Source organism: Streptomyces sp. NPDC048415 (genome assembly GCF_040651675.1).
GTDB lineage: Bacteria > Actinomycetota > Actinomycetes > Streptomycetales > Streptomycetaceae > Streptomyces.
Genome location: NZ_JBEZKJ010000003.1, coordinates 130322 through 156268, shown reverse-complemented (window position 1 = coordinate 156268; position 25947 = coordinate 130322). Strand labels below are relative to the sequence as shown.

Here is a 25947-nt window from a genome sequence, read left to right as displayed (position 1 = left end):
GCTCATCCCGGTCTCCGTGGCCACCGCGGCGACGCTCGCCCTGGTCATGTAACCCCACGCCGGGCCAACACCGGCCGCCACACCTCGGCCAGTACGGCTTCACGCCGACAGGGCTCCGTACCCCCCTGTCACCACTTGCCGCCCGACTCGCCCCTTCCGGTCAGGACGGGTCCTCGTCCAACTTGCCCACGACACGATCAGAGATGTCGGCCAGCACCCGCAACTCTGCCGGCGTCACATGGTCGAGGAACAGGGCTCGCACCGCCTCGACATGGCGCGGGGCGGCAGCCTCGATCGCCTCCCGCCCCCCTTCGGTGATCACCACGAACGCACCGCGTCCGTCCTCAGGGCACTCCTGCCGCGTCACCAGCCCGCGCTTGACCATCCGGGCGATGTGATGGGACATCCGGCTCTTCTCCCATTCCAACGCCTGGGCAAGATCCAGAAACCGCTGTCGCCCCTCCGGCACATCCGTCAGATGGACCAACACCGCGAAGTCCGCAGCCGACACATTCGACTCCGTCTGCAGCAGGCGCGCCAACCGGCCCCCGAGCCTTTCATGCAGCCTGACGAAGCCCCGCCATGCGTGCTGCTCCTCCGGCGTCAACCACCGCACCGTCTCTTCCATGGAAAAAGTGTAAACGTAGTTGACAGTTCACCGAAGTTGCCGCGGCATTTTCGGCGAGATACCCGGCCACAGCCCGCCCGGCCCCGCCTGAGGGCCTACTCCGACTCCGGAGGCGCGGCTCGGCCTGTCCTGCCTTGACTGTCCAGGGCCGCGTCTCCGGATTTACTCCACAACCACCCGCTCCTCCGACCCGTGTCGAAGTGCCAGGGACTGCACGCCCCACATGACCGGATCGGTCTGCTCCGTGACGGGCTGCTCAGCCCAGATGGTCTTGCATCACCAGTTCACTGACGACGAGTCCGGGGCGGCCGGGGCGAGCCGTAGGCGATCGCAACGGCCGGGCCCTCCAAGAGGCACCGTGCTCGTCGCACCTCTGTTCAGCTGATCGCGATCTTCGAGGCGTTCTCGGCCAGCCAGTCGTCGAAGCTCTTGAGCGCCGGGTTGAGCTGCCGGAGCCGGTCCAGGTCACGGGCGCCGGTGAACTCCCGGTCGAAGTCTCCGTAGTACTGGAACATGTTGGCGATCTCCTCGGCCGCCGGAATGTCGAGGGAGCGGAAGACGTCGTAGGGCACAGCCTGGAAGCGCACCGGCTCGCCGATCGCGGCCCCCAGCTTCTCCGCGTACTGGGCGCCGGTCAGGTGGTCGCCCGCCAGGTTGACGGTGCTGCCGATGAACTGGTCACCGCCCTGGAGGATGGCGTGAGCGGTCCGGCCGATGTCCGCCACGTCCACACCGGCAAGGAGCTTGCCGTCCTCCAGCGGCAGGGTCAGGGTCAGTACGCCGTCCTCGGCGCGCTTGGGGCCCATGCCCTGCAGGAAGCCCTGGAAGAAGAAGGTGGTGTTCAGGAACGTCGTCGGCACTCCGGCCTGCGTGAACAGCTCATTCCCCTCCCCCTTGGCGTCGAAGTGCGGCACGTTGTACCTGTCCTGCAGGACGGGCATCCGCTCGTCGTCCAGCGGCAGCAGGTCGCGGGTGTCCTCCAGCGTCGACCACACCACGTGCCGCAGGCCCGCAGCCTCGGCGGCCCGGACCAGGACGTTGATCTCCTCCGTCTCCTTGGCCGCCGAGCCGTGCGCCCAGAAGTTGGTGACGAGAAAGGCGCCGTAGGCCCCCTCGAACGCCTTGTGTACCGTCGGCTCGTCGTGGAAGTCCGCCTGTACGATCTCGGCCCCGAGGCCGGCGAGTTCCTTGGCGGCGGGCGAGTCGGGAGTCCGGGTCAGCGCGCGTACCGCAAAGCCCGAATCCGGATCGGCGAGAATCGCCCGTGCCGCACCTCCGCCCTGTGCGCCCGTTGCTCCGGTGACCGCGATGACCTTCTTGTCGCTCATTTAAGGTGCCCCTGCCCGAGGAGAGAACTGTCTCGTTGACGCGTCAACTGCAATGTACCCAGTCGCAGTTGATACATCAACCTTCACAGGTGAGAGATTCGGCCAGGTTCAACCAAATGGCCGCACGGTACGGCGTCGGTGTGCGCCACCGCTCGCCCATAAGGGAGGTCATCCTGGCCCTCCGCTGGGCAAGTACCGCAGCGTTCCCGCCGAAGCGCTGCGGGGCAAGCTCGTCATCGGCGCCTGACCGGACACCGTGACGGCATCGGCCGTCCCGGACCTCGGGGGTTGATGTGTCATCTACTCTGTTCTACGTTAGATGACACATCAATGATCATTGCGGGGCACCCCACCGCGCGGATCCGCACAACCCGATCACAAGAGGTATCAATGAACGTCGCCCTGTGGGCTGTCGCCGCCCTGCTCGCTCTGGTGTTCCTCGGTGCCGGCGCTGCCAAGCTCGCCCAGCCGAAGGAGAAGCTGACCGCCTCCCCGTCCATGGGCTGGGCCGAGGACTTCTCGCCGGGAGCGATCAGGACGATCGGCCTACTGGAGATTCTGGCCGCGCTCGGGCTGATTCTGCCCGCGGCGGTGGACATCGCGCCGGACCTGGTTCCGCTGGCCGCAAGCGGTCTGGCTTTGACCATGTTCGGGGCCGGGATCACGCACAGCCGACGCGGGGAGGCCCAGTCGGTCGTCGTGAACGTGGTCCTGCTCGCCCTGACCGCCTTCGTGGCCTGGGGCCGTTTCGGGCCGCACTCCTTCTGAACAGCAGCAGGAAGCGAAAGGAGAAACGCATGCCTGCCATCACCGTGGACGACGTCCTGGTCCTGCCGCGACTGCCGGAATTGGACCCGGCCGGCACCGTCTACCGGCCCGTCCGCCGCCTCACCACGGCGCAGCACGGCTTCGAGGGTGAGGGCTTCCCGGTGCGCCGCGCCTTCGCCGGGGTGCCGTTGCCCGAGCTGGATCCCTTCGTGCACATGGACCACATGGGCGTGATCGAGCAGGCGCCGGGCGAGGCACAGGGCACCCCCTGGCACCCGCACCGAGGCTTCGAGACCGTCACCTATCTCATCGACGGCGCCGTGGAGCACCAGGACTCCAACGGCGGCGGCGGGCAGATCACGGACGGCGACACCCAGTGGATGACCGCGGGCGCCGGCATCCTGCACATCGAGAAGCCGCCGGAGCATCTGGTCAGGAGCGGCGGGGTGTTCCACGGCGTGCAGCTGTGGGTCAACCTGCCCCGGGCCAAGAAGATGAGCCCGCCGCGCTACCAGGACATCCGCGGCAAGCACACCGGACTGCTCACCACCCCCGACGGCGGCGCGCTGATCCGCGTGATAGCCGGAGACATCGCCGGCCACACCGGCCCGGGCACCACCCACACCCCGATCACCGTCGCCCACCTCACCGTCGAGCCCGGCGCCCGGGTCGACCTGCCCTGGGATCCGGCCTACAACGCGCTGGTCTACGCCCTGGCGGGCCACGGGACGGTCGGCGGCGAGGGCCGCCCGATCGAGGAGGGCCGGCTCGCCGTCTTCGGAGCGGGTGACGCACTGCGTGTGACCGCCGACCGGGTCCAGGAGTCCCGTTCTCCCAAGCTGGAACTCTTCGTGCTGGGTGGCCTTCCCCTCCGCGAACCCGTCGTCCAGTACGGCCCGTTCGTGATGAACACCCCCGAAGAGGTCCAGCAGGCCTTCGAGGACTACCAGGCGGGCCGCCTCGGCGTCATCCCCGCCCAACCCCTCCCGCACACTTCCTGAAGCTTCGTCCCAAGGAATAGCCATGACCAGGATCGGCATCATCCTCGGCAGCACCCGCCCCAACCGCAACGGCGAGCAGGTGGCCAAGTTGGTCTACGACATCGCTTCCAGCCGCAGCGACGCCGAGTACGAGCTCGTCGACCTGCGTGACTACCCGCTGCCGCACCTGGACGAGCCGCTGCCCCCGTCGATGGGCCAGTACCAGAACGACCACACCAAGAAGTGGGCCGAGACAATCGCCTCCTTCGACGGCTTCGTCTTCGTCACCCCGGAGTACAACCACAGCACCTCCGGCGTGCTCAAGAACGCCATCGACTACCTCTACAACGAGTGGAACAACAAGGCGGCCGGTTTCGTGTCGTACGGCGGGGTCGGCGGCGCCCGCGCCGTCGAGCACCTGCGGCTGGTCGTCGGCGAGTTGCAGATGGCCGACGTACGCCAGCAGGTGGCGCTGTCGCTGATGACCGAGTTCGAGAACTTCAGCGTCTTCAAGCCCGGCGACTACAACACGCAGGCCCTCGGCGTCCTGCTCGACCAGGTCGTCGCCTGGAGCGGAGCCCTGGCGCCGCTGCGCACCCCCGCCGCCTGAGCCACAGCTCCTGCCGATGCCGGGCCCGTCGGCGGCGGGTCCGACATCGCCACGACTCTCACGGGACGAGAAACCCGGGCCGCGGCACAGCACCCTCACCACCACGACGTGGTTCGACCGACCGACTCGTAGTCGACCACGTCTTCCGAGGTGGGGTCAGTGAGGTTGTAGCGGTTCTGCACGGAGACGATCTCCGCGATCCGCCGGGACTGCTCGATCTGGCCCACGGTGACCTCGCAGAGCCCGATCGCCACGATCTTGCCTTCGTCCTGGAGCTGCTTCAGCTCGCCGACCTGGTCCTCGAGCGGCACCAGCGCGTCGATGCGGTTCGGCTGGAACAGGCCGATGCGGTCCAGGCCGAGCCGCCGCAGGCTCATCTCGGCCTGCTGCCGCAGGTACTCGGGCCGCCCGACCGGGGCCCACACGTTTGGGCCCGGGCGGTCAAGCCCGCCTCGGCGGCGATCAGCACGTCGTCGGGGTACGGGTGGATCGCCTCGCGGATGATCTCCTCACTGACATGGGGGCCGTACGAGTCGGCGGTGTCGATCAGCTGCCCGCCGAGTTCGACGGCACGACCGACGACGCGCAGGCACTCCTCGCGGTCGTCCGGCTCGCCCCAGATGCCGGGTCCGGTCAGCCGCATGGTCCCGAAGCCCAGCCGGGCCACCGGCTTGCCGGCGATCTGGAAGATCCCTGACTCGTGCGCGATCGGCGTGTCTTGCGTGATGAGCCCGACGCTACCCGCGCGCCGTGGGGTTGCACCTGGGCGTAACGGCACCTGCCTGGCGGGGAACAGACCCGGCCGCGCCCCCGCGTGCCGCCCGGCTCGCGGCGGCGCGGCTTCAAGCCACCGGCTCAAGGAACAATCGACACTCGCGCCTCTCGTCTCACACCCCGAGCCCTCAGGCTCCCGGAACGCGATCCAGGTCGATGTCGGTCCTGGTCGCCCAGTCCGGCTCGGCGACCAGCAGGCTGATGTCCGCCTTCCCTACGTCGACGTCGACGACGTAGCGGAAACCGGCGGACTCCGCGCCCGCGATCGCGCCCAACTGCCCCACCCGTACGGCATGGACGATGCGGCGGCAGTCGGGGTCCGCTCGCTGTACGGCGGCCACCAGGGTACGCATTGCCCACCAAGGTCTCGGCAGCTCTGCACTCGTGATCGTTGGCGCGCTGCACGTCCGGCCAGCTCAGACCGTCAGCGAGCGGTCTCGACGTCTGCGGTCTGCGGGGGCGGCCCCAATGTCTGCCCCCGCCAACGGGCATCTCGGTATACCTGCTAGCTGCAATGCCAGGCGGGACTCTCGCACCCCGCTGTCAGCGGTGTGATGGCACCGGAGGGAGACCCGGCTCGGACCGGGCACGGTGGAGCGCCGAGGTCCCAGCCCCGCCGTTGCGTGCTGCTGCTGGCTGAGGTCGGCGGATTCCTGCTGGCCGGTACGGAGGTTGGGTGCTGGCCGCGAAGACACAACGCACGGATCGACGCGAAGGTTGTGACGTACAGCACAAGCAGGACCCATAGTCCGAAGGCACAACCGAGTTGCTGTAAGAAGGTGATGGCCGTGATGTATGCCTGCCCACCAGGTCTTTTCCGCCGACAGGCCGAAACCCGGCAAACGCCGGCATCCGACAGCAGGTGGGTCCTTGAGCACCGCCCGGAGGCCGCCGGGGAAGCCCGCAGGATCACCAGACAGCTGCTCTCCCACTGCGAAGTCACTGGGGAGACGGCCGACTCGGTGCTGCTGACCGTCTCCGAACTCGTCACCAACTCCGTGCAACACGCACAGCCGCCCCTGTGCCTCGGACTTTGCTGTGACCCCGCCTCCGGGCGGGTGCACATCGAGGTGTCCGACGGAGGTCCTGCCGCGCCGCACTGCGACCGGGCAGTCGACCCCGTCAACGACGAGTGCGGTCGCGGACTGGTGATCATCGACCGGCTCGCCGCCGCACACGGCGACCAACAGCAGGCCGGGTGCGCCATCCACTGGGCCGACGTGACTGCCCCTTCGACCGAACGGGAGCAGGTGCGTCGTACCGGCTCGTGCGGGCCCTGACATCGAGAGTCCTGTGCCGGGGAGCGAGGGCACGTCGTTGCCCCGGGTATGACGGAGCCGCCTGATCGCTTGGTCGACTCCCAGCCGAGCGCTCGGGGACCTGCGACGCACCACCAACCTTATGAAAGGACATATCATGAGCAACCCCTCTCTTTTCCGTCCCGCTGAGGTTTCCGGCACCTTCCCCCTCGGTGGTGACCTGCCCGTCCGCCGGCTCGGCTACGGAGCCATGCAGCTGACCGGCCCCGGCGTGTGGGGCGAGCCCAAGGACCCTGACGAGGCCGTGCGGGTCCTGCGGCGCGCCGTGGAACTCGGGGTGAACTTCATCGACACCGCCGATTCCTACGGGCCCTTCGTGAGTGAACAGCTGATCCACAAGGCGCTGCAGCCTTACCCGGACGATCTCGTCATCGCCACAAAAGGCGGCCTGTCTCGGTCCGGCCCGGACGACTGGCGCCCCCTTGGCAGGCCCGAATACCTGCGACAGCAGACCGAGCTGAGTCTGCGTCACCTGGATGTGGAGCGCATCGACCTGTACCAGCTGCACCGCATCGACCCCAAGGTGCCCTTGGCCGAGCAACTCGGGGAGCTGGTGCTCCTCCAGCAGGAGGGCAAGATCCAGCACATCGGCTTGTCCGAGGTCACCGTCGAGCAGATCGAGCAGGCGCGCCAGATCGCGGACATCGTATCGGTGCAGAACCTGTACAACCTCGCCAACCGGAGTGCCGAGGACGTCCTGGACTACGCCGAGCGCGAGAACCTGGCCTTCATCCCGTGGTTCCCCATAGCCACGGGTGAGCTCGCGCGTCCAGGCGGCCCACTGGACAGCGCGGCCAAGCGGCACGGCGCCAGTCCGGCGCAGCTCGCGCTGGCCTGGCTGCTGCGCCGCTCGCCGGTGATGCTTCCCATCCCGGGCACTTCCCGAGTTGCCCACCTGGAGGAGAACGTCGCGGCGGCGGAGATCACGCTCACGGACGAGGAGTTCTCCGCGCTGACCCACACCACCGGCGCCTGACTCGCCCCTGCCGCCCGACCCGCCGCATCCCGGGCGGCACGGCGCCACCGGTCAGCAACCACCGTCCACCATCCCGTCGAACCTCGCCCACCGCAGCCGACGTCGAGCGAGTGCGCTCTTTGCCGAGAAGACCTCGTCCGAATCATCGGACGTCCAGGCTACGGCGACCGCCCTGGGTATCGCCGCCGGGCGTCGCGCTGATCGCCCAGCCCCCGCATAACCACAAGGAATGAGCAGACATGGAGCTCACCTTCGCCGCCTTCGCCTTCCCCCCTATGGCGCTCGGGTCCTTCGGCCTGGGCACCGGGTACCTGATCTGGGGCCCCCAGGAGTTGGCCGGGGACGCACCCGCCGCGGGCCGTGGAGGGCGTGGCCGTCACCACCTTCAGCGGCTTGTTTGCCCCATTGGACGCGTCCGGGGAACAAGCGGCCTGATGGCGAGCCCGCCAAGGGGACTTGACCCGGTCCGCCCCTAATGTGAAAAACTCGATGACGAAGCGAGGCTAACCGTCGCGGCAAGAGAGCGCATCGACCCGTGGAACGGTCGAAGTGCTCGATTCGACCCCGATTCGACCCCGCGAGTGCAGGACGAGAAAGTGCACCTCTCCCGCTCTCGGCCGGAGCGGTGAAGCGAACTGAATACCACGTGGTAGGCAGCAAGCGGCTGGCCAGGGAGTTTCCGTCCGACGGAAGTCCTATTGCCGGGGTGTAGGCGACATCGTCATGGTGTTCCCGACACGACGTCGAGGATGACGGGACCCCTCTCATGCCGCACATGACCGCCTTCGCCAGAAACCAGTGGTACGTCGCCGCCTACTCCCACGAGGTGGGGCGTGAACTGCTCGGCCGGACGATCCTCGGCGAGCCGGTCGTCTTCTACCGCACCGAGGACGACGGGACGGCCGTCGCACTGTCCGACCGTTGCGTGCACCGCCGCTTCCCGCTCTCGGAGAGCCGGCTCGACGGCGACAGGATCGTGTGCGGGTACCACGGGTTCACCTACGACACGACGGGCACCTGTGTGTACGTGCCGGGCCAGAAGCGCATACCGCGCACGGCGCGTGTCGCCTCGTACCCGGTGCTCGAGCAGGACTCGTTCGTCTGGGTCTGGATCGGCGACCCGGCCCTCGCCGATCCGACGACCCTCCCGCGCGCCCGTCACATGGACTCGCCGGACTGGACCACGGTCTGCGGCATGGAGCCCATCGACGCCGACTACGGCCTCCTCGTCGACAACCTCCTCGACCTCTCCCACGAGACCTATCTGCACGGCGGCTACATCGGCACGCCCGAGGTCGCCGAGACGCCGATCACCACCGAGGTCGACGAGGGCGCGGGCGTCGTGCGGGTCTCCCGGCACATGGACGACGCCGAGTGCCCGCCGTTCTACGCCCGCTCGACCGGCATCGAGGGCCGCATCACCCGCTGGCAGGACATCGAGTACTTCGCGCCGTGCCTGTATCTGCTGCACAGCCGGATCGCGCCGGTGGGTGTGCTGCCGGAGTCGGACGGCAGCGACCCGAACGCCTTCCACACGGAGATCACGTACGCGATCACGCCGTCCGGTGACGGCAAGGTGTACGACTTCTGGGCGGTCTCCCGGGACTTCGCCCGCGACGACGACGAAGTCACCACGTTCCTGCGGGACTTCAACCACACGGTCGTGATGCAGGACGTCGACGCGCTCAACCTGCTGCAGAGGACGCTCGGCACCGAGCGCACCGGCTACCAGGAGCTGAGCATCAACATCGACACCGGTGGTCTAGCCGCCCGCCGCATCCTGGCCCGGCTGGTCGAGGAGGGCGACAAGCCGATGGAGAAGGTCCAGTGACAAGTCCCACCGGCGAGATCTACCGCGTCGACTGGCTCCCGGGCACCGATGTCCTGCACGGCACCTGCCACTGCGGCGCCGAGCACACCGCCCAGGACCCGATCCAGATGTGGGAGTGGATGCTCGCCCACCCCGAAGGACACGCGCCCCGAGGAAACGAACGATGACCCTGTACGAAGCCGAACTCGTCGTCGAGCGGCGGGAGTCCGCGGCCGACGGCGTGCTCGCCCTCACCCTGCGCCACCCGCTCGGCGAGAAACTCCCCTCCTGGGAGCCGGGCGCCCACATCGACGTCGTGCTCGGGCCCGGCCTGGAGCGCCAGTACTCGCTGTGCGGTGACCCGGCGGACCGCCAGGCCTGGCGGATCGCGGTACTGCGCGAGCCGGACGGGCGCGGTGGATCCGCGTACGTCCACGGTCGGTTGGATGAAGGCGACAAGGTCCGCGTCCGAGGTCCACGCAACCACTTCGCGCTCGAGCCCGCCCCGCGATACCGCTTCATCGCGGGCGGCGTCGGTATCACGCCGATCCTTTCGATGCTGGCCGCGGCGGAGGCGGCGGGCGCTGAGTGGACACTGCTGTACGGCGGGCGGACCCGCGAATCCATGGCGTTCACCGGAGAGTTGAGCCGGTACGGCGACCGGGTGACGATCGCTCCCCAGGACGAGGCCGGGCTGCTCGACCTCGCCTCCGTCCTCGCCGGCGTTCCCGAGGGCACCCTCGTGTACTGCTGCGGTCCAGGGCCGCTCCTCGACGCGGTGGAGGCACGCTGCCCCGCCGGGGTCCTGCACGTCGAGCGTTTCCAGCCGAAGGCTCAAGTCGCCGGTGAGAACACGGAGTTCGAAGTGGTCCTGGAGCGCTCGGGCCGCACACTCACCGTCGCGCCGGACGTCTCCGTGCTCGACACCGTGCGCGCCGCCGGCGTGGAGGTGCTCTTCTCCTGCACCGAGGGCACCTGCGGGACCTGCGAGACGGACGTCCTCGACGGGGCTCCGGACCACCGGGACTCGGTGCTCACGGACGAGGAGCGGGAGGCGGGCGAGACCATGCTCATCTGTGTGTCCCGCTGCCGGGGGAAGCGGCTCGTCCTGGACCTGTGACCTGGAGGTCCGCCTCGATGCGGGCCCCCGTCGCCAGCAAGTGGGGCAGCGGTCACGGCGTACGGACTCGGCCGAGTTGCGGCTCGCGTGCACGGGGATGTCGACCGCCGCGACCACCTCGCCGTCCCGCTCCCGCACCGGGGCGGCGACCCAGCGCAGGCCCTCCTCCAGCTCCTGGTCGACGATGGCGCACCCCTGCCGCCGTACCCGGCGCAGTCCGGCCTTCAACAGCTCGGCCGAGACGATCGTGCGGGCGGACGCACAGCGAGGAGGGCTCCCGCATCTGCGCAACCCGCGCCGCTCTGGAGGGCCTGGTGGAAAGTCGATCTCCCGGACGAGCGGGACCAGTTGCGCACACGGGTCGCCCCGCGCTTCGCCGAACCGCGGCCCCCTGTGTACGAGCAGATCCAGGCGGCCAAGCGCGGGGCGCCCCTCGGTCTCAGGACAGATAGGCCTCCACCTCACTGAACTGGGCGGCGGCCCAGCCGGTGTTGGCGGTGACGTTGAGCCTGAGATAGCGCAGGTTCGTGCCGCTCGGCAGAGTGACCGTCACGGTGTTCCCGGTCGCCGGGTCGAAGCGGTAGCCCTTCGAGGCCACCACCGTCGCGTACGACGAGCCGTCCGTGCTGCCCAGCACGGACAGGGTCTGCGTGCGGGCCTGCCAGGCGGAGGCGGGCGGCAGCTTGAGAACGAGACGGCGGGCCGCCAGCGTCGATCCCAGGTCGACCGTCCAGGCCTGCGGGAAGGCGTTGTTGGTGGACTCCCAGTAGCTGTTCGCGTCGCCGTCGACCGCCTTGCCGGGCGTGTAGACGTCCTGCGAGCCGGTGGCACTGGCCGGGCGGCCCTTGGCGAGGTTGCGGGCCGGATCGGGGTCCGGGTTCCCGGCGCCGGGCTGCGGCCAGCTGGAGCAGTCGGCCCAGGTGCTGTCCCAGCCCGAGTTGCCGCCGCCGTTGGTGAGCGTGAAGGTGCCGGAGCCCGTCGGGTAGGGGCAGTTGTAGATGCCCGCCGCGCCGACGCCGGTGGCCTGGACGTTGCTGAACTTGGCCGCGCCCTGCGACTCGGCCTGGACGACGACCGTGCCGACCTTGTTGACGCTGGCACCGTCGACGGTGATGTTCTTGGTCGCGTACCCGTGCCCGCCGCCCGAGACGAACTCGAAGGCGCTGTACGGGCTGTCGGTGATCGTCGTACCGGTGACGTTGACGTTCGCCTCGATGGCGCTGTCGTAGGAGTCGACTCGCAACGCGCCCATGGGGTGGTTCCAGTTGGGGTTAATCGCGCCCGCACGGACGAGGGTGTTCCCGGAGACGGTGATGGTTCCGGCGAGAGGAGAGAAGGGGTCCAGGAACTTCTGGTTGGAGATGGCGATACCGCTGCCGAGGGCGTTGGTGTCGGAGACCAGGTTGTTCTTGACCGCGAGGTCGGTACCGCCGTAGATCGCGATGCCATTGGCGAGGTTCGGCTGGGTGATGGTGTTGTTCTCGAAGCTGCTGTTGGTGTCGGGCGAGTAGAGCGACCACATGGCGAGCGCGTCGTCGCCGTTGTTGCGCAGGAAGTTGTTCCGGACCCGGACACCGCGCGCGTTGCCGTTGAGGTTGAGACCGTCGGCGGTGGTGTCGAGGATGCGGTTGTTCTCGACGACGAGATTGTCGTTGTTTCCGGTCAGCCAGAGGCCGACCTTCAGGTGCTGGAGCCACATGCCGGAGACACTCGAGCCGGGCCCAAGGGAGCCGTTGACGAAGTTGTCGGGGTTGGAGTCGACGCGCTCGGTCACCTCGCCGATGACCGCGAAGTCCTTGAGGTGCACGCCGCCCGAGGAGCTGGTCTGATCGATGAAGCGGGAGGTGTGCACGACGGAGTACCAGCTGCCCGCGCCCTGAAGGGTGACGTTCTTGACGCCGCTCAGCGAGGAGGTCACGCGGTAGTCGCCCGGCGGGATCCACACCACTCCCCCCTGCGCGGCGGCGATGGCGTCCCGGAAGGCCTGGGTCGAGTCGCCCTGGCCGCTGGGGTCCGCCCCCTTGTCCGTAACGGACACCGAGCCTGCGGGCCGGGCCGCCGCGGCCGCGACCTGCTCGAAGTCGGCGACGTCCACAGTGACCTGCGTCGACGTGGCCTGGAAGGCGATCTTGTCGCCCGCCTGCACGTTCTGACCGAGGAGCAGCCGGGCGTTGTCGAAGAAGTGGTGGGTCTTGGAGCCGCCGATCCAGGAGGTGTCGACGTAGGAGTACTTGGAGGTGACGGCGAGGTTCTTCGACAGCTTCGTGCCGTTGACGTAGACGTCGAGCGAGCCCGACTGGCCGTCGGGGACGTTGTACGAGACGTTCACCGCGTTGGCCGCGCGCGGCACGGTGAACTCGACGCGCTGGCCCGCGGTCAGCCGTACGGCCTGCCGTCCGGAAGCCTCGGAGGCGAGGGTGCCCTGGGTGTAGTCGGGGCCGATCTTGGTGCCCGTGGAGGTGGCGGACTCGGCCTCGACGGAGGTGAAGGGCAGGTCGGCGCCCGCCGCCGTCACCGCGGAGTGGGCCGTGGTGGCGCTGAGCATGCCCGCGGCGAGGGCGACGGCCGCCGCGCACGCGAGTGGCATGTGCCTGACAGATCTAGTGCTGGACATCTGCTGATCCCTTCGTGGTGGGGGTGCGGGGATAGCGGTGGTGCGGTCGGCGGTCTCAGGCGTGCAGCCAGACCGCCGTGTCCTGCGGGAGCAGCCCCTGGGCGTCCAAGGGGCCACTGCTGAGCAGTAGTTGGGTGTGTGGGGGGAGCTCGACCGGGCCTGCGGCGAGGTTGACGGCGCAGAGCAGGTCGTCCGTGCGGGCGAAGGCGAGGACGCCCTCGGGTGCGGGCAGCCAGGTGAGCGGTCCGTCACCGAAGCCGGGTTCGCTGCGGCGGATGCGGAGCGCCGCACGGTAGAGGCTGAGCATCGAGCCGGGGGCCTCGGCCTGGCGGTCGGCCGCGTACGCCGGCCAGTCGGCGGGCTGCGGCAGCCAGGGTTCGCCGCCGAATCCCGCGTACGGCGCGCCGGCCGTCCAGGGCAGCGGGACCCGGCAGCCGTCGCGGCCCGGGTCCGTGCCCCCGGAGCGGACGTGCATGGGGTCCTGGATGACCTCGGGCGCCAACTCGACCTCGGGCAGGCCGAGTTCCTCGCCCTGGTAGACGTAGACGGAACCGGGCAGAGCCAGCGAGAGCAGCGCGGCGGCCCGGGCCCGCCGGGCGCCGAGGGCCAGGTCGGTGGGGGTGCCGAAGGCCTTGGTGGCGAAGTCGAAGCCGGTGTCCGCGCGACCGTAGCGAGTGACCGTGCGGGTGACGTCGTGGTTGCACAACACCCAGGTGGCGGGCGCTCCGACGGGGGCGTGTTCGGCGAGGGTCTCGTCGATGGACCTACGCAGCCGTCCGGCGTCCCAAGGGCAGGACAAGAAGGAGAAGTTGAAGGCGGTGTGCAGTTCGTCGGGGCGCAGATAGCGGGCGAAGCGCTCGGTGTCGGGAAGCCAGACCTCGCCCACGAAGACGCCGTCGTAGGCGTCGGCGACCGCGCGCCAGGAGCGGTAGATGTCGTGCAGTTCGTCGAGGTCGACGTACGGGTGCCGGTCGCGGCCCTCGACGAAGTCGGGGAGGTCCGGGTCCTTGGCGAGCAGGGCCGCCGAGTCGATGCGGACGCCCGCCACCCCTCGCTCGAACCAGAAGCGCAGGACGTCCTCGTGCTCCTGGCGGACGACCGGGTGTGCCCAGTTGAGGTCGGGCTGCTCCGGGGCGAAGAGGTGCAGGTACCAGTCGCCGTCGGGGAGGCGTGTCCAGGCGGGTCCGCCGAACTGGGACCTCCAGTCGTTGGGCGGGAGTTCCCCGTGGTCTCCGCGGCCCGGGCGGAAGTGGAAGAGCTCGCGCTCGGGTCCGCCGGCGAGGGCGGCGCGGAACCAGGCGTGCTGGTCGGAGACGTGGTTGGGCACGATGTCGACGATCGTGCGGATCCCCGACTCCCCTGCCTCCGCGATGAGCTTCTCGGCTTCGGCGAGCGTCCCGAACGCCGGGTCGATGCCGCGGTAGTCGGCGACGTCGTAGCCGCCGTCCTTCATCGGGGACGGGTACCAGGGGCTGAACCACAAGGCGTCCACGCCGAGTTCGGCAAGATACGGAAGCTTGGCGCGGACGCCCGCGAGATCGCCGGTGCCGTCTCCGTCCCCGTCGGCGAAGCTGCGGACGTACACCTGGTAGATGACGGCGGAGCGCCACCAACCGTCGGCCTTCCGGGCAGGGGTGGGCTGTCCCACGGTGCGAGCCTTTCTGTAGGAGGGCGGTGTCAGCCCTTGGTGCTGCCCGCGCTGATCCCGGCGATGATGTGCCGCTGGAAGACCAGGAACATCGCGACCATGGGAATGCTCGCGATCACCATGGCGGCGATCAGCACGGTCAGCGGGATGTTCTGGGACAGCTGGACGAGAGCCACGCTGATGGGCTGTTTGTCGGTGTCGGAGAAGACCATCAGCGGCCAGAGGAAGTCCTGCCAGACGGCGACCAGGGCGAAGATCGACACGACTCCCAGGACGGGCCGGGACATCGGCAGAACGATCGACCACAGCGTGCGCAGCCGTCCGGCGCCGTCGATCTCGGCGGCCTCCAGCACATCGCGCGGGATCTGGTCGAAGAAGCGCTTGAGCAGATAGAGGTTGAAGGCGTTGGCGACGGCGGGCAGCCAGATGCCGAGCGGGTCGTTGAGCAGACTGGTGTGGATCAGCGGGAGGTCGGCCACGGTCAGGTACTTCGGGACGACGAGTGCCTGCGCGGGGACCATCAGGGTGGCGAGGATGCCGCCGAGGATCAGCTTGCCGAAGGCGGGCTTCAGATGGGAGAGGGCGTACGCGGCGGCCGTGCAGAACACGAGTTGCAGCAGCCAGGCGCCGGTGGCCTGCACCACCGTGTTCCACAGATGGGTCGGCAGATCCATCAGGTCCCAGGCATCGGTGTAGCCACTGAGGTGCCACGTGTGCGGCACGAGTGTCGGCGGAGTGCGCGTCACCTCGTCCGGCGACTTCATGGCGCCGGTCACCATCCAGTAGACGGGGAAGAGGAAGGCGAGCGCGAAGAGCAGGACGACGCCGGTGAAGACGGTCCAGTACGTGGCCTTGCCGCGTGGGCGGGCCAGGGTGAGCGGCGAGACCAGTGTGCGGACGCTCATGCTTCCTCCCCCGTGGAGCGGGTCAGCCGCAGATAGAGGGCGGAGAAGGTGCTGAGCAGCGCCAGCAGCATGACGCTCAAGGCGCACGCGCCGCCGAAGTCGTTGTAGAGGAAGGCGTATTTGTAGATCAGGTACAGCACGGTGACCGTCGCGTTCTCGGGACCGCCGCCCGTGATCACGAAGGGTTCGGTGAAGACCTGCATCGTGGCGATGATCTGCAGCAGCATCAGCATGAGGATGATGAAGCGGGTCTGCGGGATCGTCACATGGCGCACCCGCTGCCAGACGTTGGCGCCGTCCAGCTCGGCCGCCTCGTACAGCTCGCCGGGGATGCTCTGCAAGGCGGCGAGGTAGATGAGGACGGTGCCGCCGAGGTTGGCCCAGGTCGCGACGATGACCAGGGAGACGAGGGCGGTGTCGGCGCCGTTGGACCAGTTCGAGGTCGGCAGGTGCACAAAGCGCAGCGCCTCGTTGGCGAGGCCCGCTCCTGGATCGTAGAACCACTTCCACAGCAGGGCGCTGACCACCGGCGGGATCATCACCGGCAGATAGACCACGACCCTGAAGAAGGCCTTGGCGTGCCGGAGTTCATTGAGGACCAGCGCCATCACGAAGGGGACGGCGAAGCCGATGAGCAGGGCCAGCAGCGTGAAGGTGAGGGTGTTGCGCCAGGCGGCGGTGAACTCCGGGTCGTGGAAGACGCGGGTGAAGTTGGCGGTGCCGACCCACTCGCCACCGGAGCCCGGCGTGTACTTCTGGAAGGCGATCACGACCGCGCGGATCGCCGGGTACCAGGAGAACAGGGCGAAGCAGAGCAGGCCGCCGATCAGGAAGGCGTACGCGCGGGACTGGTCGGCGAGGCGGCGCCGCCCCCTGCCCCCTGCAGGAGGCGGCGCCTGGACCGGTAGTACGGTGATCGCCTCGACGGGCCGCGCCGCGGTCTTCGGCATCGGTGTCAGCCCCGGGCGAGGATGGAGTCGATCTTGCCGGAGGCGTCCTTGAGCAGCTGGTCGATGTCGGCGTCCTTCTTGGTGAGCACCGCGGAGACGGCGCTGTCCAGGACCGAGTAGATCTGCTGTGCCTGCGGCGGCTCGATCTTCATCTTCAGGCTGTGGTTGCCGTCGAGGAAGGCCTGGTAGTTGTCGACGGGGACATTGGCGTTGGCCTTCTTGACCTGCTGGTCCTTGGCGTCGGCGGCGCCGGTGAACAGGCGCGGCTCCGGAAGGCCGACGGGCGCGTCGTGCTGCTTGGCCCGAGCGTAGTTACCGAGGAAGCCCTTGCCGGGGCTCAGGAACATGTGGTCGAGCCACTTGAGTCCCGCCTTGATCTGCGCCGGGGTGTCCTTCTTGTTGAACATGTAGCCGTCGCCGCCGATGAGCGTGCCCTTGCCGCCCGGCATCGGGGCCAGCGCGAGATCCTTGTAGTTGCCGCCCTTCTCCTTCACGAGGATCGGGATGTTGTCGGGCGCGGAGAGGTACATGCCGAGCTTGCCGGAGCCCATCATCTGCTGGACGTCGTTGATGACCAACAGCTGTTTACTGCCCATGGAGTTGTCGCCCCAGCGCATGTCCTTGAGGTTCTGCAGGACCGCCTTGCCCTCGGGGGTGTCGACGGAGGCCTTCTTGCCGTCCGCGCTCACGACGTCGCCGCCCTGCGAGTACAGCTCGGCGGTGAAGTGCCAACCCCCTTGGTTCTGTGCGCTGTAGTCGGCGTATCCGACCGTGCCGCCGCCCAGCGCGGCTATCTTCTTGGCGTCCGCGCGCACCTCCTCCCAGGTCGCCGGAGGCTTTTCCGGATCCAGGCCGGCCTTCTCGAAGAGCTTCTTGTTGTAGATCAGGCCCATCGAGTAGCCGGTGCGCGGGATTCCGTAGATCTTGCCGTCGACGGTGTAGATGTCGCGCAGCTGCTGTTGGAGGGTGGCGTAGCTCTTGAGGTCCTTGACGTAACTGGTGATGTCGGCGGCCTGTTTGACGTCGACGACGTGCCCCGCATCGGTGAAGTATGTGTAGAACACGTCCTCCATCTGGCCGCCGGCCAGCTTGGCGTCGAAGGTCTTCGGGTCCTGACACGGGAACGCGTCGTGCGTCACGACGTCGATGTCCGGGTTGGCCTTCTCGAAGGCCTTGACGTCGGCCTCGAAGAACGAGCGGTCGACCTTGGCGCTCTTCGGCGGTTCGCAGTTGACCGTGATGCGGGTCTTTCCGTCGGCTGTGTCGTCGCCGGAACCGCAGGCGGTCAGCGCGCAGGCGGACGCCACGAACACGGCGAAGGTACGGCGGAACCCGGTGCTTCTCATCGGTGGACCCCTTTGGGCAGGAGCGGTGGGCGTCGCACACTCAAGCACCGGCGGCTGCGGTTCCGCAAGATGTCGCGCAGAATCTGAAATTATTTGACAGCAGTCATGACCTCAGTGGCGGGGGGCTTGCGCAGTGGACCCACGCACCACCAACTCCGGCTCGAACAGGAGCTCTTCGGGGGTGACGCTGCTGCCGCCGATCTGGGCGTTCAGCAGCTCGACGGCCGCCCGGCCCATGGCCTCGATGGGCTGGCGGACCGTGGTCAGCGGGGGTTCGGTGCAGTTCATGAACGCCGAGTCGTCGAATCCGACGACGGAGACCGCGCCCGGGACGGCAAGCCCCTTGCGGCGGGCGGCCCGTACGGCGCCGAGCGCGAGCGGGTCGCTGGCACAGATGACGCCGGTGACGCCCCGGTCCAGCAGCCGGGTGGCCGCGGCTTGTCCGCCCTCCAGAGAGAACATGGCCCGCGCGACATACTCGTCCGGAAGGTCCGGAGCGAGCGCGCGCGCCGCCGCCAGCTTGCGCTGCGAGGGCATGTGGTCGCCGGGCCCGAGAACGAACCCGATGCGCTCGTGCCCGAGCGAGACCAGATGGCGCCAGGCCTGCTCGACGGCCACCGCGTCGTCGCAGGAGACGCCCGGGAAGCCCAGGTGCTCGATGGCCGCGTTGACCAGCACCACCGGGATGTTGCGGTCCGCGAGCCGCCGGTAGTGGTCGTGCGGCGCGTCGGCCTGCGCGTACAGGCCGCCCGCGAACACCACACCGGAAACCTGCTGCTGGAGCAGCAGATCCACGTAGTCCGCCTCGGAGACGCCACCCTTGGTCTGGGTGCACAGCACCGGGGTGAGTCCGAGCTGCGCGAGCGCCCCGCCGATCACCTCGGCGAAGGCGGGGAAGATCGGGTTCTGCAGCTCGGGCAGGACGAGGCCCACGAGCCGCGCGCGTTCACCGCGCAACTGCGTGGGCCGTTCGTAGCCGAGGACGTCGAGGGCGGACAGGACTGACTGCCGGGTGGTCTCGGAGACGCCGGGCTTGCCGTTGAGCACCCGGCTGACCGTGGCCTCACTGACCCCGACCTTCTTCGCCACTTGAGCAAGTCGTCGCGTCATGCGCGCAAGAATAGCGCAAGAAATGCAAATGGCTTGCGTAATCCTGCCTACACCGGCTAGTGGGCCGCCCACAGACCGCGGACATGGCCGAGGTGGCGGGTCATCACTTCCCGGACCGCGTACTCGTCGCGCGCGAGCAGCGCGTCCAGGAGTTCGAGATGCTCCTCCGCGGAGTCCTTCAAACGGCCCGCCTGGACCAGGGCGTTGAGCCCATACAGGCGCGAGCGCTTGCGCAGGTCGCCGACGACCTCGACCAGGTGGGCGTTGCCCGCGAGGGCCAGCAGGCCGAGATGGAAGCGAATGTCCGCCTCGACGTACGCGATGAGGTCACCGGCCGCCGCCGCGGTGACGATCTCCCGGGCGGCCGGGCGCAGCGCCTCCAGGGAGACGGGATCCGCGGTGGTCGCCAGCTCCACCACGGTCGGGATCTCGATGAGTGAGCGGATGTGGGTGTACTCGTCGAGTTGCTTCTCGGAGACCGCGGTGACCCGGAAGCCCTTGTTGGGCACCGTGTCCACCAGGCCCTCCTTGGCGAGGTCGAGCATGGCCTCGCGCACCGGTGTCGCCGAGACGCCGAAGCGGGCGGCCAGCGTGGGCGCGGAGTAGACCTCGCCGGGGCGCAGTTCGCCCGCGATCAGCGCGGCCCGCAGCGCGTCGGCGACACGCTCGCGGTAGCTGCTCTTCTTGCCGCCCAGCGTGGGCAGGGCGGGAGCGGCGGAGGGGGCGCTGCTGCGCGGGGCGGCCATGGAGTGTCTCCTCGTACGGGCACATGCCTGTCTGCGGGCATATGCAATGTCACGCGCTACCAGTATCTCCCGAAGACCTAGAGGACGAAGCCGGCCGGGAAGGGATCGGTCGGATCGAGCAGGTACTGGGCGGTCCCGGTGAGCCAGGCGCGGCCGGTGAAACTGGGCAGCACGGCAGGGATTCCGGCGACCTCCGTGGTGCCGAGCAGCCGTCCCGTGAACCGCGTCCCGATGAAGGACTCGTTCACGAACTCGGTGTGCGGCGGGAGTTCGCCACGGGCGTGCAGCTGGGCCATACGCGCGCTGGTACCCGTACCGCAGGGCGAGCGGTCGAACCAGCCGGGGTGGATCGCCATCGCGTGCCGGGAGTGGCGGGCGGTGGCGCCCGGCGCGTACAGGTGGACGTGGTGGCAGCCGCGGATGGACGGGTCCTCGGGGTGCACGGGCTCACCCTCGGCGTTGATGGCGTCCATCAGCGACAGCCCGGCGGCGAGGATCTCGTCCTTGCGGGAACGGTCGAAGGGCAGCCCGAACTCCTCCAGCGGCAGGATCGCGTAGAAGTTGCCGCCGTACGCGAGGTCGTACGTCACCGTCCGCCCGTCGGCGAGCGTGGCCTCGCGGTCGAGGCCGACGGAGAAGGACGGCACGTTCTTGAGGGTGACGGCCTTGGCCGCGCCGTCCTCGACCGCGACCTCGGCGACGACGAGGCCCGCCGGGGTGTCGAGCCGGATGGTGGTGACCGGCTCGACGACCTCGACCATGCCGGTCTCCACGAGCACGGTCGCGACCCCGATGGTGCCGTGGCCGCACATCGGGAGGTAGCCGGAGACCTCGATGTAGATCACGCCGTAGTCGCAGTCCGGGCGGCTGGCCGGCTGGAGGATGGCGCCGCTCATCGCCGAGTGGCCGCGCGGCTCGTTCATCAGGAGCTGCTTGATGTCGTCGCGATGCTCACGGAAGTAGAGCCGCCGCTCGTTCATGGTCGCGCCGGGGACCGTGCCGATCCCGCCGGTGATGACGCGGGTGGGCATGCCCTCGGTGTGCGAGTCGACGGCGTGCAGGACGAGTTTGCTGCGCATGGGGCTCCTGGTGGGTCGGGGGCGGCGAGGGCTCAGGCGAGACCGGCGGCGACTGCCCTCTCGGTCGCGTCGCGGACGGCGGCCTCCTGCGCGGGCAGCAGCCGGACGCGCGGCGGGCGCACCGGACCGCCGTGGCGGCCGACGATGTCCATGGACAGTTTGATGGCCTGGACGAACTCGACCTGGGAGTCCCAGCGCAGCAGGGGATGCAGTCGACGGTAGAGCTTGCCCGCCGTGTCGAGGTCGCCGTTGACGGCGGCGCGGTACAGCTCGACGCTCGCGCCGGGCAACGCGTTCGGGTAGCCGGCCACCCAGCCCTTGGCTCCCGCGACGGCGAGCTCCAGCAGGACGTCGTCGGCGCCGATCAACAGGTCGAGTTCCGGGGCGAGTTCGGCGAGCCGGTACGCACGCCGCACATCGCCGGAGAACTCCTTGACCGCGTGGATGTATCCCTCCCCGTGCAGCTTGGCGAGCAGTTCGGGCACCAGGTCGACCTTGGTGTCGATCGGGTTGTTGTACGCGACGATGGGGACGCCCGCCTTGGCGACCTCCTCGTAGTGGGCGAGGACGGAGCGTGCGTCGGCGCGGTAGGCGTTCGGGGGCAGCAGCAGCACGGCCCGGCAGCCCGCGTCCTTGGCCTGCTCGGCCCAGCGGCGGGCCTCGGCGGAGCCGTAGGCGGCGACTCCGGGCATCACGCGGGCCCCGCCGATCGCGGCGACGGCCGTCTCGACGACCTTGGCGCGTTCCTCGGGCGTGAGCACCTGGTACTCACCGAGCGAGCCGTTCGGTACGACGCCGTCGCAGCCGTTCTCGACCAGCCAGGCGCAGTGTGCGGCGAACTGGTCGTAGTTCACGGAGAGGTCGTCGTTCAGTGGGAGCGCGGTGGCGACGAGGACTCCGCGCCAGGGGCGGTGGTCGGTGGTCATGAAGGGGCCTCCCAATAGGGTGTGACATGTTACTGGTGGTCGGTTTCTGGTTGCGGTAGCGGCCCGGGGGTCAGCGTGGGTCGCGGGCCTGGGGGTCAGTCCTCTCGCGGATCGTCGGCCTGAGCGAGGACCCCGAGTGGCACTGGCCGGGCCAACAGCCTTCGCGCGGGCACCTGTTCGCACCCGGCGAGCGCCGCGACGGCCGGCTCGCACATCCGGCCCTGGCACCAGCCCATCCCGGCGCGGGTGAGCAGCTTCACGGTCCGTACATCGCCGGCGCCGAGTTCGCCGACGGCCGCGCGGATCCCACCGGCGGTGACCTCCTCGCACCGGCACACCACGGTGTCCTCGGTGACCTGGTCCGTCCAGTGCGCGGGCGGCGCGTACACGGCGTCGATCGCCGCGAAGAACTCTCGCAATTCGGTACGGGACTTGGCGACCGCGGCCCACGCGCGCGGGTCGGGTTCCGTGCCGGTGAGCCGGGCGGCGATGGAACGGCCCGCGATGTGCCCCTCGGCGAGCGACAGGTCGGAGCCGCCGATGCCGGTGGTCTCGCCCGCGGCCCAGACGCCGGGCACGTCGGTGCGCTGTTCCTCGTCCACGTGCACCTTGAGGCCGTCGATACGGCACCCGAGCGCCTCGGCGAGGTCGGTGTGCGGGAGCATGCCGTGCCCGACGGCGAGCGTGTCGCAGGGGATGCGCCGCTCACTCCCGTGCCTGACGCGCCCGTCGGCGCCGAGCGCGGCGACGGTCACGGAGTCGAGGCGCTCCTCGCCGTGCGCCTCCACGAGGGTGTGCCGGGGGATGAACTTGACGCGCCTGCGGAGGAGTTGGGCGGCGTACTGGGCGCCTTCGGCCATCTTGCCGGGATGGGCGGCCAGGGTGGCCGCCTGCCGCAGGACCGCCTTCGGATCGGCGGACTCCACGAGCGCGGCCACCTTCACCCCCGCCGCGGCCAGCCCGGTCGCGACGGGCAACAGCAGCGGCCCCGTCCCGGCGACGACCGCGGTTCGCCCCGGCACAACGAGGCCTCCCTTGAGCATGGCCTGCGCACCACCGGCCGTCACGACACCGGGCAGCGTCCAGCCCGGGAACGGCAACACCCTCTCGTACCCACCGGTGGCGAGCAGCACGGCGTCGGCATGGACAGCGACGGAGTCTTCCTGAAGGGGGCCGAGAAGGGCGTGCACGGTGAAACCACCGGCGGGCGTCGGCGCGCGCAGCGGCGCAGAGCTCGCGCTCCCGTCAGACGGGTGACGGGGCACAGATCTCGCCGCACTCCCGCCTGAGGGGTGACGGACCACGGACCTCGTCACGCCCCCGCCCGACAGGTAACGCAGCACAGACCTCGCCGCACCCCCGCCCGACAGGCGACGCAGCACAGACCTCGCCGCACCCCCGCCCGACAGGCGACGCAGCACAGACCTCGCCGCACCCCCGCCCGACAGGTAACGCGACGCAGACCTCGCGGTCGCGTCCGGCCCGCGAAGCGGCGCACCGCTCGCGGCCACGTCCGACGCGGGAATCGACGCGACCGCGTCCCCCGCTTCCCCGTCGGTCGCCTCCGATGCCTCGTCGGTCGCCTCCGATGCCCCGTCGGCCGCCCCCGATGCCCCATCGGTCGCCCCCGCTCCTCCGCCGGTCGCCCCCGCTCCCCCGTCGGCCGCCCCCGATCCCCCCTCGCGGCGCTCCACCACCCACACATGACGGTCCGTCATATGATCGATCGCGCCCGCTGCCACCTGTGCGGCAAGTCCTCGGGACAGCCGCTCCCACGTACGCCACTGGTGGTGCAGGGCCCGCCCGCGGCGGGCGCCCATCTCGCTCGGGGGCCGACGGTAGAACTGGCCGCCCGCCCCCGCACCCGAGTCGATCAGCGTGACGCGGATGCCGCGTGCCGCCGCGGCCAGGGAAGCGGCGAGGCCCGCCGGGCCCGCGCCGATCACCGCGAGGTGGGGTCGGTCAGTCATCGTGGCCCGTGCCCTCCTGCGTACGGATCGCGTCGCCCGGTCGCACCGGCACGAGGCAAGCCCGTTGATTGGGGCGGTCGTTGACGGTGACGAGGCAGTCGAAGCAGACGCCGATGCCGCAGAAGACGCCGCGCGGGCGGCCCGTTCCGCGCGTGGTGCGCCAGGACGCGACGCCCGCGGCCCACAGCACGGCGGCGACGGTGCGACCGGGCAGCGCCTCGATCTCGCGGCCGTCGAGGGTGACGGCGAACGGAGGCCCGGGCTGCGCCTGGACCAGTTCCAGGGGATTCACGCGGCCTCCTGGGAGAAACGGTCGGGTCGGAACGGTGCGAGGTCGAGATCGGGGGTCTCGCCGGCCAGCACCCGCGCGATCAACTGCCCGGTGCCGGTGGCGAGTCCGATACCCGCGCCCTCGTGCCCGCAGGCGTGGAGGAGCCCGGGCACCCGGGGGTCGGGCCCGATCGCGGGCAGGTGATCGGGCAGATACGGACGGAAGCCCAGGTACGTCCGCAGGGCACGCACCCCCGCGAGGAAGGGGAACAGCCCGGTCGCCCCGGCGGCCAGCGCCCGGACGACCGGAAGCGAGAACGACCGGTCGAAACCGACCCGTTCCCGGCTCGCGCCGATCAGGATGGGCCCCGCGGCCGTCCCTTCGACGACGGGCGACGTCTGGAGTGCGGCCGAGTCACTGGCCACGTCGGCGACATAGTCCGCGGCGTACACCTTGTGGCGCACCATCATCGGCAGCGGCTCGGTCACCAGGACGAATCCCCGGCGGGGCAGGACGGGGAGGGGGGCGCCCGCCAGATCGGCGACCACCGCGCCCCAGGTCCCGGCCGCGTTGACGACGGCCGGCGCATGGATGTCGCCGCGGTCGGTCCGTACGCCCCGCACCGCCCCGTCCGCTGTGCGCAGCACCTCGGTCACGGTCCGCCCGGTCAGCAGCCGCGCCCCCGACACCCGTACGAGATGCGCGGCGGCGAGCGCGGGCATCACCTGGGTGTCCTGCGGATAGTGCACCGCGCCCGCGAGGCCGGGTGCCAAGTGCGGTTCAAGGTCGGACAGTTGGTCGGCCGCGACCGGTTCGGCCGAGACTCCGGCTGCTCGCTGCCCCGCCGCGAAGGCCTCCAGCGCGGCCAGCCCCTGGGGCGTGGCGGCCACCACGACACCGCCTTTGGCCTCGTACTCGATCGCGGGCCCGAGCCCCTCCTCCTGCACGAGGTCGGCCCACAGGCGCCCCGAGAGAAGAGCGAGGTCGAGTTCGGGACCGGGTTCCTTGTCGGAGACGAGCAGATTCCCTTCGCCCGCGCCGGTCGTGCGGCCGGCCACGGGACCGCGGTCCACGAGGGCGACCTCGAGACCCGCCCGAGCCGCGTACCAGGCACAGGCCGCGCCCACCATTCCGGCCCCGATGACCACGACATCGCAGGTAAATGGCTTGCTCACGGCAGTACTATGTCACATGCTTCTTCCGCCGGGAATGGCTCGGTACCCCTCGGCAGTCCCCCTTCCGCTCAGATCCGGCTCTCGGTCGCCGTGTCGGCGGACAGCCGCTGAGCCGCGTAGATCGGGATCACCGAAAGCAGGACGAGCACCGCCGCCACGACGTTCACGACCGGTGCCTGCTGGGGCCGGGTCATGTTGTTGAAGATCCAGATCGGCAGGGTCTGGATACCGGGCCCGGCCGTGAACGTCGTCACCACGATCTCGTCGAAGGAGAGGGCGAAGGCCAGCAGTGCGCCCGCCAGCAGTGCCGAGCGCACCAGCGGGAAGGTGACGTCGACGAAGGCCCGGAAGGTGTCCGCGCCCAGGTCCATCGCCGCTTCCTCGTACGAGCCGGACGTACGGCGCAGCCTCGCGACGACGTTGTTGAAGACGACCACGATGCAGAAGGTGGCGTGGCCGACGATCACGGTGAACATGCCGAGTCCGACGCCGAGCGGCTCAAGTACCGTGCTGAAGGCCGAGTTGAGCGCGATGCCCGTGACGATGCCGGGCAGCGCGATCGGCAGGACGACCACGAAGGAGATGGCGCCGCGGCCGAAGAACCGGTGCCGGGCCACCGCGAACGCGATCAGGGTGCCGAGGACCAGGGCGATGGCCGTGGCGCCGAGACCCGCCCTGACCGAGACCCAGAGCGCCGCGCGGGCCCCCTCGTTCTGCCAGGCGATCGACCACCAGTGGAAGGTGAGGCCGGGGGGCGGCCAGCTCGCGCTGCGGTCGGGGTTGAAGGAATTGACCAGGACGAGCGCGAGCGGCACGTAGATGATCGCGAAGCCGAGCCCGGCGGCGACGCGCAGCGCGATGCGCGCGGAACGGGAGAGTTGCACAACGGGCTCC

At 69.7% G+C, this 25947-nt stretch carries 24 protein-coding genes and 3 pseudogenes; 9 read left to right on the top strand and 18 right to left on the bottom strand.

Annotated features, from left to right (window positions below):
• Positions 1–160 precede the first annotated feature (160 nt).
• Positions 161–628 (bottom strand): MarR family winged helix-turn-helix transcriptional regulator, encoded by a 468-nt coding sequence (locus tag AB0D27_RS03830; RefSeq protein WP_362501664.1) that lies wholly within the window; start codon positions 626–628, stop codon positions 161–163.
• Positions 629–1005: 377 nt separating this feature from the next.
• Positions 1006–1956, bottom strand: a complete 951-nt coding sequence (locus AB0D27_RS03825; protein ID WP_362501662.1) for an NmrA family NAD(P)-binding protein — start codon at positions 1954–1956, stop codon at positions 1006–1008.
• 390 nt (positions 1957–2346) lie between these two features.
• Here AB0D27_RS03825 and AB0D27_RS03820 point away from each other — a divergent pair, with 390 nt between their 5' ends.
• From AB0D27_RS03820 to AB0D27_RS03810, 3 genes are read left to right on the top strand one after another with little or no spacing between them, the layout of a single operon-like run.
• Positions 2347–2724: a DoxX family protein gene (locus tag AB0D27_RS03820; RefSeq protein ID WP_362501660.1), complete on the top strand. Its 378-nt coding sequence runs from the start codon at positions 2347–2349 to the stop codon at positions 2722–2724.
• A gap of 29 nt (positions 2725–2753) precedes the next feature.
• Positions 2754–3725 carry a pirin family protein gene (locus AB0D27_RS03815; protein WP_362501658.1) on the top strand — a complete coding sequence of 324 codons (972 nt, stop codon included), beginning with the start codon at positions 2754–2756 and terminating at the stop codon, positions 3723–3725.
• 22 nt (positions 3726–3747) lie between these two features.
• A complete protein-coding gene (locus AB0D27_RS03810) occupies positions 3748–4314 on the top strand; it encodes an NAD(P)H-dependent oxidoreductase (protein WP_362501656.1) in 567 nt (188 codons plus the stop codon).
• A 134-nt stretch (positions 4315–4448) separates the two neighbouring features.
• Here the strand turns inward: AB0D27_RS03810 and AB0D27_RS03805 are convergent.
• Positions 4449–5041: pseudogene (locus tag AB0D27_RS03805) on the bottom strand (aldo/keto reductase); the annotation flags it as partial.
• A 175-nt stretch (positions 5042–5216) separates the two neighbouring features.
• A complete protein-coding gene (locus AB0D27_RS03800; RefSeq protein WP_362501654.1) occupies positions 5217–5441 on the bottom strand; it encodes a hypothetical protein in 225 nt (74 codons plus the stop codon).
• Between the two features lie 201 nt (positions 5442–5642).
• Here AB0D27_RS03800 and AB0D27_RS03795 point away from each other — a divergent pair, with 201 nt between their 5' ends.
• The 5 genes from AB0D27_RS03795 to AB0D27_RS03775 all read left to right on the top strand — a co-directional run bounded on the left by AB0D27_RS03795 (position 5643) and on the right by AB0D27_RS03775 (position 10313).
• Positions 5643–6368, top strand: a complete 726-nt coding sequence (locus AB0D27_RS03795) for an ATP-binding protein (RefSeq protein ID WP_362501652.1) — start codon at positions 5643–5645, stop codon at positions 6366–6368.
• Between the two features lie 136 nt (positions 6369–6504).
• A complete protein-coding gene (locus tag AB0D27_RS03790; RefSeq protein ID WP_362501650.1) occupies positions 6505–7383 on the top strand; it encodes an aldo/keto reductase in 879 nt (292 codons plus the stop codon).
• A 766-nt stretch (positions 7384–8149) separates the two neighbouring features.
• Positions 8150–9214 carry an aromatic ring-hydroxylating dioxygenase subunit alpha gene (locus AB0D27_RS03785; RefSeq protein WP_362501648.1) on the top strand — a complete coding sequence of 355 codons (1065 nt, stop codon included), beginning with the start codon at positions 8150–8152 and terminating at the stop codon, positions 9212–9214.
• Positions 9211–9381, top strand: a complete 171-nt coding sequence (locus tag AB0D27_RS03780; protein ID WP_362501646.1) for a hypothetical protein — start codon at positions 9211–9213, stop codon at positions 9379–9381. The genes AB0D27_RS03785 and AB0D27_RS03780 overlap by 4 nt, the downstream gene beginning before the upstream one ends.
• Positions 9378–10313 carry a PDR/VanB family oxidoreductase gene (locus tag AB0D27_RS03775; protein ID WP_362501644.1) on the top strand — a complete coding sequence of 312 codons (936 nt, stop codon included), beginning with the start codon at positions 9378–9380 and terminating at the stop codon, positions 10311–10313. The genes AB0D27_RS03780 and AB0D27_RS03775 overlap by 4 nt, the downstream gene beginning before the upstream one ends.
• Here the strand turns inward: AB0D27_RS03775 and AB0D27_RS03770 are convergent.
• A pseudogene (locus AB0D27_RS03770) lies at positions 10264–10571 on the bottom strand (IclR family transcriptional regulator C-terminal domain-containing protein); the annotation flags it as partial. The gene AB0D27_RS03775 and the pseudogene AB0D27_RS03770 overlap by 50 nt on opposite strands.
• Positions 10572–10631: 60 nt before the next feature.
• Between AB0D27_RS03770 and AB0D27_RS03765 the strand changes: the two are divergent.
• Positions 10632–10781, top strand: a pseudogene (locus AB0D27_RS03765) (ABC transporter ATP-binding protein); the annotation flags it as partial.
• On the opposite strand, the gene AB0D27_RS03760 reads toward AB0D27_RS03765, so the two are convergent.
• From AB0D27_RS03760 to AB0D27_RS03700, 13 genes are all read right to left on the bottom strand, one after another.
• The gene (locus AB0D27_RS03760) at positions 10753–12900 is read right to left on the bottom strand and encodes a discoidin domain-containing protein (protein WP_362501642.1); all 2148 of its coding nucleotides are present in this window, start codon (positions 12898–12900) and stop codon (positions 10753–10755) included. The pseudogene AB0D27_RS03765 and the gene AB0D27_RS03760 sit on opposite strands and share 29 nt — an antisense overlap.
• A gap of 82 nt (positions 12901–12982) precedes the next feature.
• Positions 12983–14575: a glycoside hydrolase family 13 protein gene (locus tag AB0D27_RS03755; protein WP_362501640.1), complete on the bottom strand. Its 1593-nt coding sequence runs from the start codon at positions 14573–14575 to the stop codon at positions 12983–12985.
• A gap of 29 nt (positions 14576–14604) precedes the next feature.
• Positions 14605–15480, bottom strand: a complete 876-nt coding sequence (locus AB0D27_RS03750) for a carbohydrate ABC transporter permease (RefSeq protein ID WP_362501638.1) — start codon at positions 15478–15480, stop codon at positions 14605–14607.
• Positions 15477–16430 (bottom strand): sugar ABC transporter permease, encoded by a 954-nt coding sequence (locus tag AB0D27_RS03745; RefSeq protein WP_362501636.1) that lies wholly within the window; start codon positions 16428–16430, stop codon positions 15477–15479. Before AB0D27_RS03745 ends, AB0D27_RS03750 begins: the two co-directional genes overlap by 4 nt.
• 5 nt (positions 16431–16435) lie before the next feature.
• Positions 16436–17776 (bottom strand): sugar ABC transporter substrate-binding protein, encoded by a 1341-nt coding sequence (locus tag AB0D27_RS03740; protein WP_362501634.1) that lies wholly within the window; start codon positions 17774–17776, stop codon positions 16436–16438.
• 111 nt (positions 17777–17887) lie between these two features.
• Positions 17888–18886: a LacI family DNA-binding transcriptional regulator gene (locus AB0D27_RS03735; protein ID WP_362501632.1), complete on the bottom strand. Its 999-nt coding sequence runs from the start codon at positions 18884–18886 to the stop codon at positions 17888–17890.
• 56 nt (positions 18887–18942) lie between these two features.
• Positions 18943–19632, bottom strand: a complete 690-nt coding sequence (locus tag AB0D27_RS03730) for a GntR family transcriptional regulator (protein WP_362501630.1) — start codon at positions 19630–19632, stop codon at positions 18943–18945.
• 77 nt (positions 19633–19709) lie between these two features.
• Positions 19710–20711, bottom strand: a complete 1002-nt coding sequence (locus tag AB0D27_RS03725; protein ID WP_362501628.1) for a proline racemase family protein — start codon at positions 20709–20711, stop codon at positions 19710–19712.
• Positions 20712–20743: 32 nt separating this feature from the next.
• Positions 20744–21637 (bottom strand): dihydrodipicolinate synthase family protein, encoded by an 894-nt coding sequence (locus AB0D27_RS03720; RefSeq protein WP_362501626.1) that lies wholly within the window; start codon positions 21635–21637, stop codon positions 20744–20746.
• 95 nt (positions 21638–21732) lie between these two features.
• Positions 21733–23607 carry an NAD(P)/FAD-dependent oxidoreductase gene (locus AB0D27_RS03715; protein WP_362501624.1) on the bottom strand — a complete coding sequence of 625 codons (1875 nt, stop codon included), beginning with the start codon at positions 23605–23607 and terminating at the stop codon, positions 21733–21735.
• Positions 23600–23899, bottom strand: coding sequence for a (2Fe-2S)-binding protein (locus AB0D27_RS03710; RefSeq protein ID WP_362501622.1), 300 nt, complete (start codon positions 23897–23899; stop codon positions 23600–23602). The genes AB0D27_RS03715 and AB0D27_RS03710 overlap by 8 nt, the downstream gene beginning before the upstream one ends.
• On the bottom strand, positions 23896–25053 hold the full coding sequence (locus AB0D27_RS03705) for an FAD-binding oxidoreductase (RefSeq protein WP_362501620.1): 1158 nt from the start codon (positions 25051–25053) through the stop codon (positions 23896–23898). The genes AB0D27_RS03710 and AB0D27_RS03705 overlap by 4 nt, the downstream gene beginning before the upstream one ends.
• A gap of 68 nt (positions 25054–25121) precedes the next feature.
• Positions 25122–25937 carry an ABC transporter permease gene (locus tag AB0D27_RS03700; protein WP_362501618.1) on the bottom strand — a complete coding sequence of 272 codons (816 nt, stop codon included), beginning with the start codon at positions 25935–25937 and terminating at the stop codon, positions 25122–25124.
• Between the last annotated feature and the right edge of the window lie 10 nt (positions 25938–25947).

Coding starts and splice junctions, on each gene's coding strand:
- AB0D27_RS03830 (WP_362501664.1), bottom strand. CDS start 628: ATGGAAGAGACGGTGCGGTGGTTGACGCCGGAGGAGCAGCACGCATGG.
- AB0D27_RS03825 (WP_362501662.1), bottom strand. CDS start 1,956: ATGAGCGACAAGAAGGTCATCGCGGTCACCGGAGCAACGGGCGCACAG.
- AB0D27_RS03820 (WP_362501660.1), top strand. CDS start 2,347: ATGAACGTCGCCCTGTGGGCTGTCGCCGCCCTGCTCGCTCTGGTGTTC.
- AB0D27_RS03815 (WP_362501658.1), top strand. CDS start 2,754: ATGCCTGCCATCACCGTGGACGACGTCCTGGTCCTGCCGCGACTGCCG.
- AB0D27_RS03810 (WP_362501656.1), top strand. CDS start 3,748: ATGACCAGGATCGGCATCATCCTCGGCAGCACCCGCCCCAACCGCAAC.
- AB0D27_RS03800 (WP_362501654.1), bottom strand. CDS start 5,441: ATGCGTACCCTGGTGGCCGCCGTACAGCGAGCGGACCCCGACTGCCGC.
- AB0D27_RS03795 (WP_362501652.1), top strand. CDS start 5,643: ATGGCACCGGAGGGAGACCCGGCTCGGACCGGGCACGGTGGAGCGCCG.
- AB0D27_RS03790 (WP_362501650.1), top strand. CDS start 6,505: ATGAGCAACCCCTCTCTTTTCCGTCCCGCTGAGGTTTCCGGCACCTTC.
- AB0D27_RS03785 (WP_362501648.1), top strand. CDS start 8,150: ATGCCGCACATGACCGCCTTCGCCAGAAACCAGTGGTACGTCGCCGCC.
- AB0D27_RS03775 (WP_362501644.1), top strand. CDS start 9,378: ATGACCCTGTACGAAGCCGAACTCGTCGTCGAGCGGCGGGAGTCCGCG.
- AB0D27_RS03760 (WP_362501642.1), bottom strand. CDS start 12,900: ATGCCACTCGCGTGCGCGGCGGCCGTCGCCCTCGCCGCGGGCATGCTC.
- AB0D27_RS03750 (WP_362501638.1), bottom strand. CDS start 15,480: ATGAGCGTCCGCACACTGGTCTCGCCGCTCACCCTGGCCCGCCCACGC.
- AB0D27_RS03745 (WP_362501636.1), bottom strand. CDS start 16,430: ATGCCGAAGACCGCGGCGCGGCCCGTCGAGGCGATCACCGTACTACCG.
- AB0D27_RS03740 (WP_362501634.1), bottom strand. CDS start 17,776: ATGAGAAGCACCGGGTTCCGCCGTACCTTCGCCGTGTTCGTGGCGTCC.
- AB0D27_RS03735 (WP_362501632.1), bottom strand. CDS start 18,886: ATGACGCGACGACTTGCTCAAGTGGCGAAGAAGGTCGGGGTCAGTGAG.
- AB0D27_RS03730 (WP_362501630.1), bottom strand. CDS start 19,632: ATGGCCGCCCCGCGCAGCAGCGCCCCCTCCGCCGCTCCCGCCCTGCCC.
- AB0D27_RS03725 (WP_362501628.1), bottom strand. CDS start 20,711: ATGCGCAGCAAACTCGTCCTGCACGCCGTCGACTCGCACACCGAGGGC.
- AB0D27_RS03720 (WP_362501626.1), bottom strand. CDS start 21,637: ATGACCACCGACCACCGCCCCTGGCGCGGAGTCCTCGTCGCCACCGCG.
- AB0D27_RS03715 (WP_362501624.1), bottom strand. CDS start 23,607: ATGACTGACCGACCCCACCTCGCGGTGATCGGCGCGGGCCCGGCGGGC.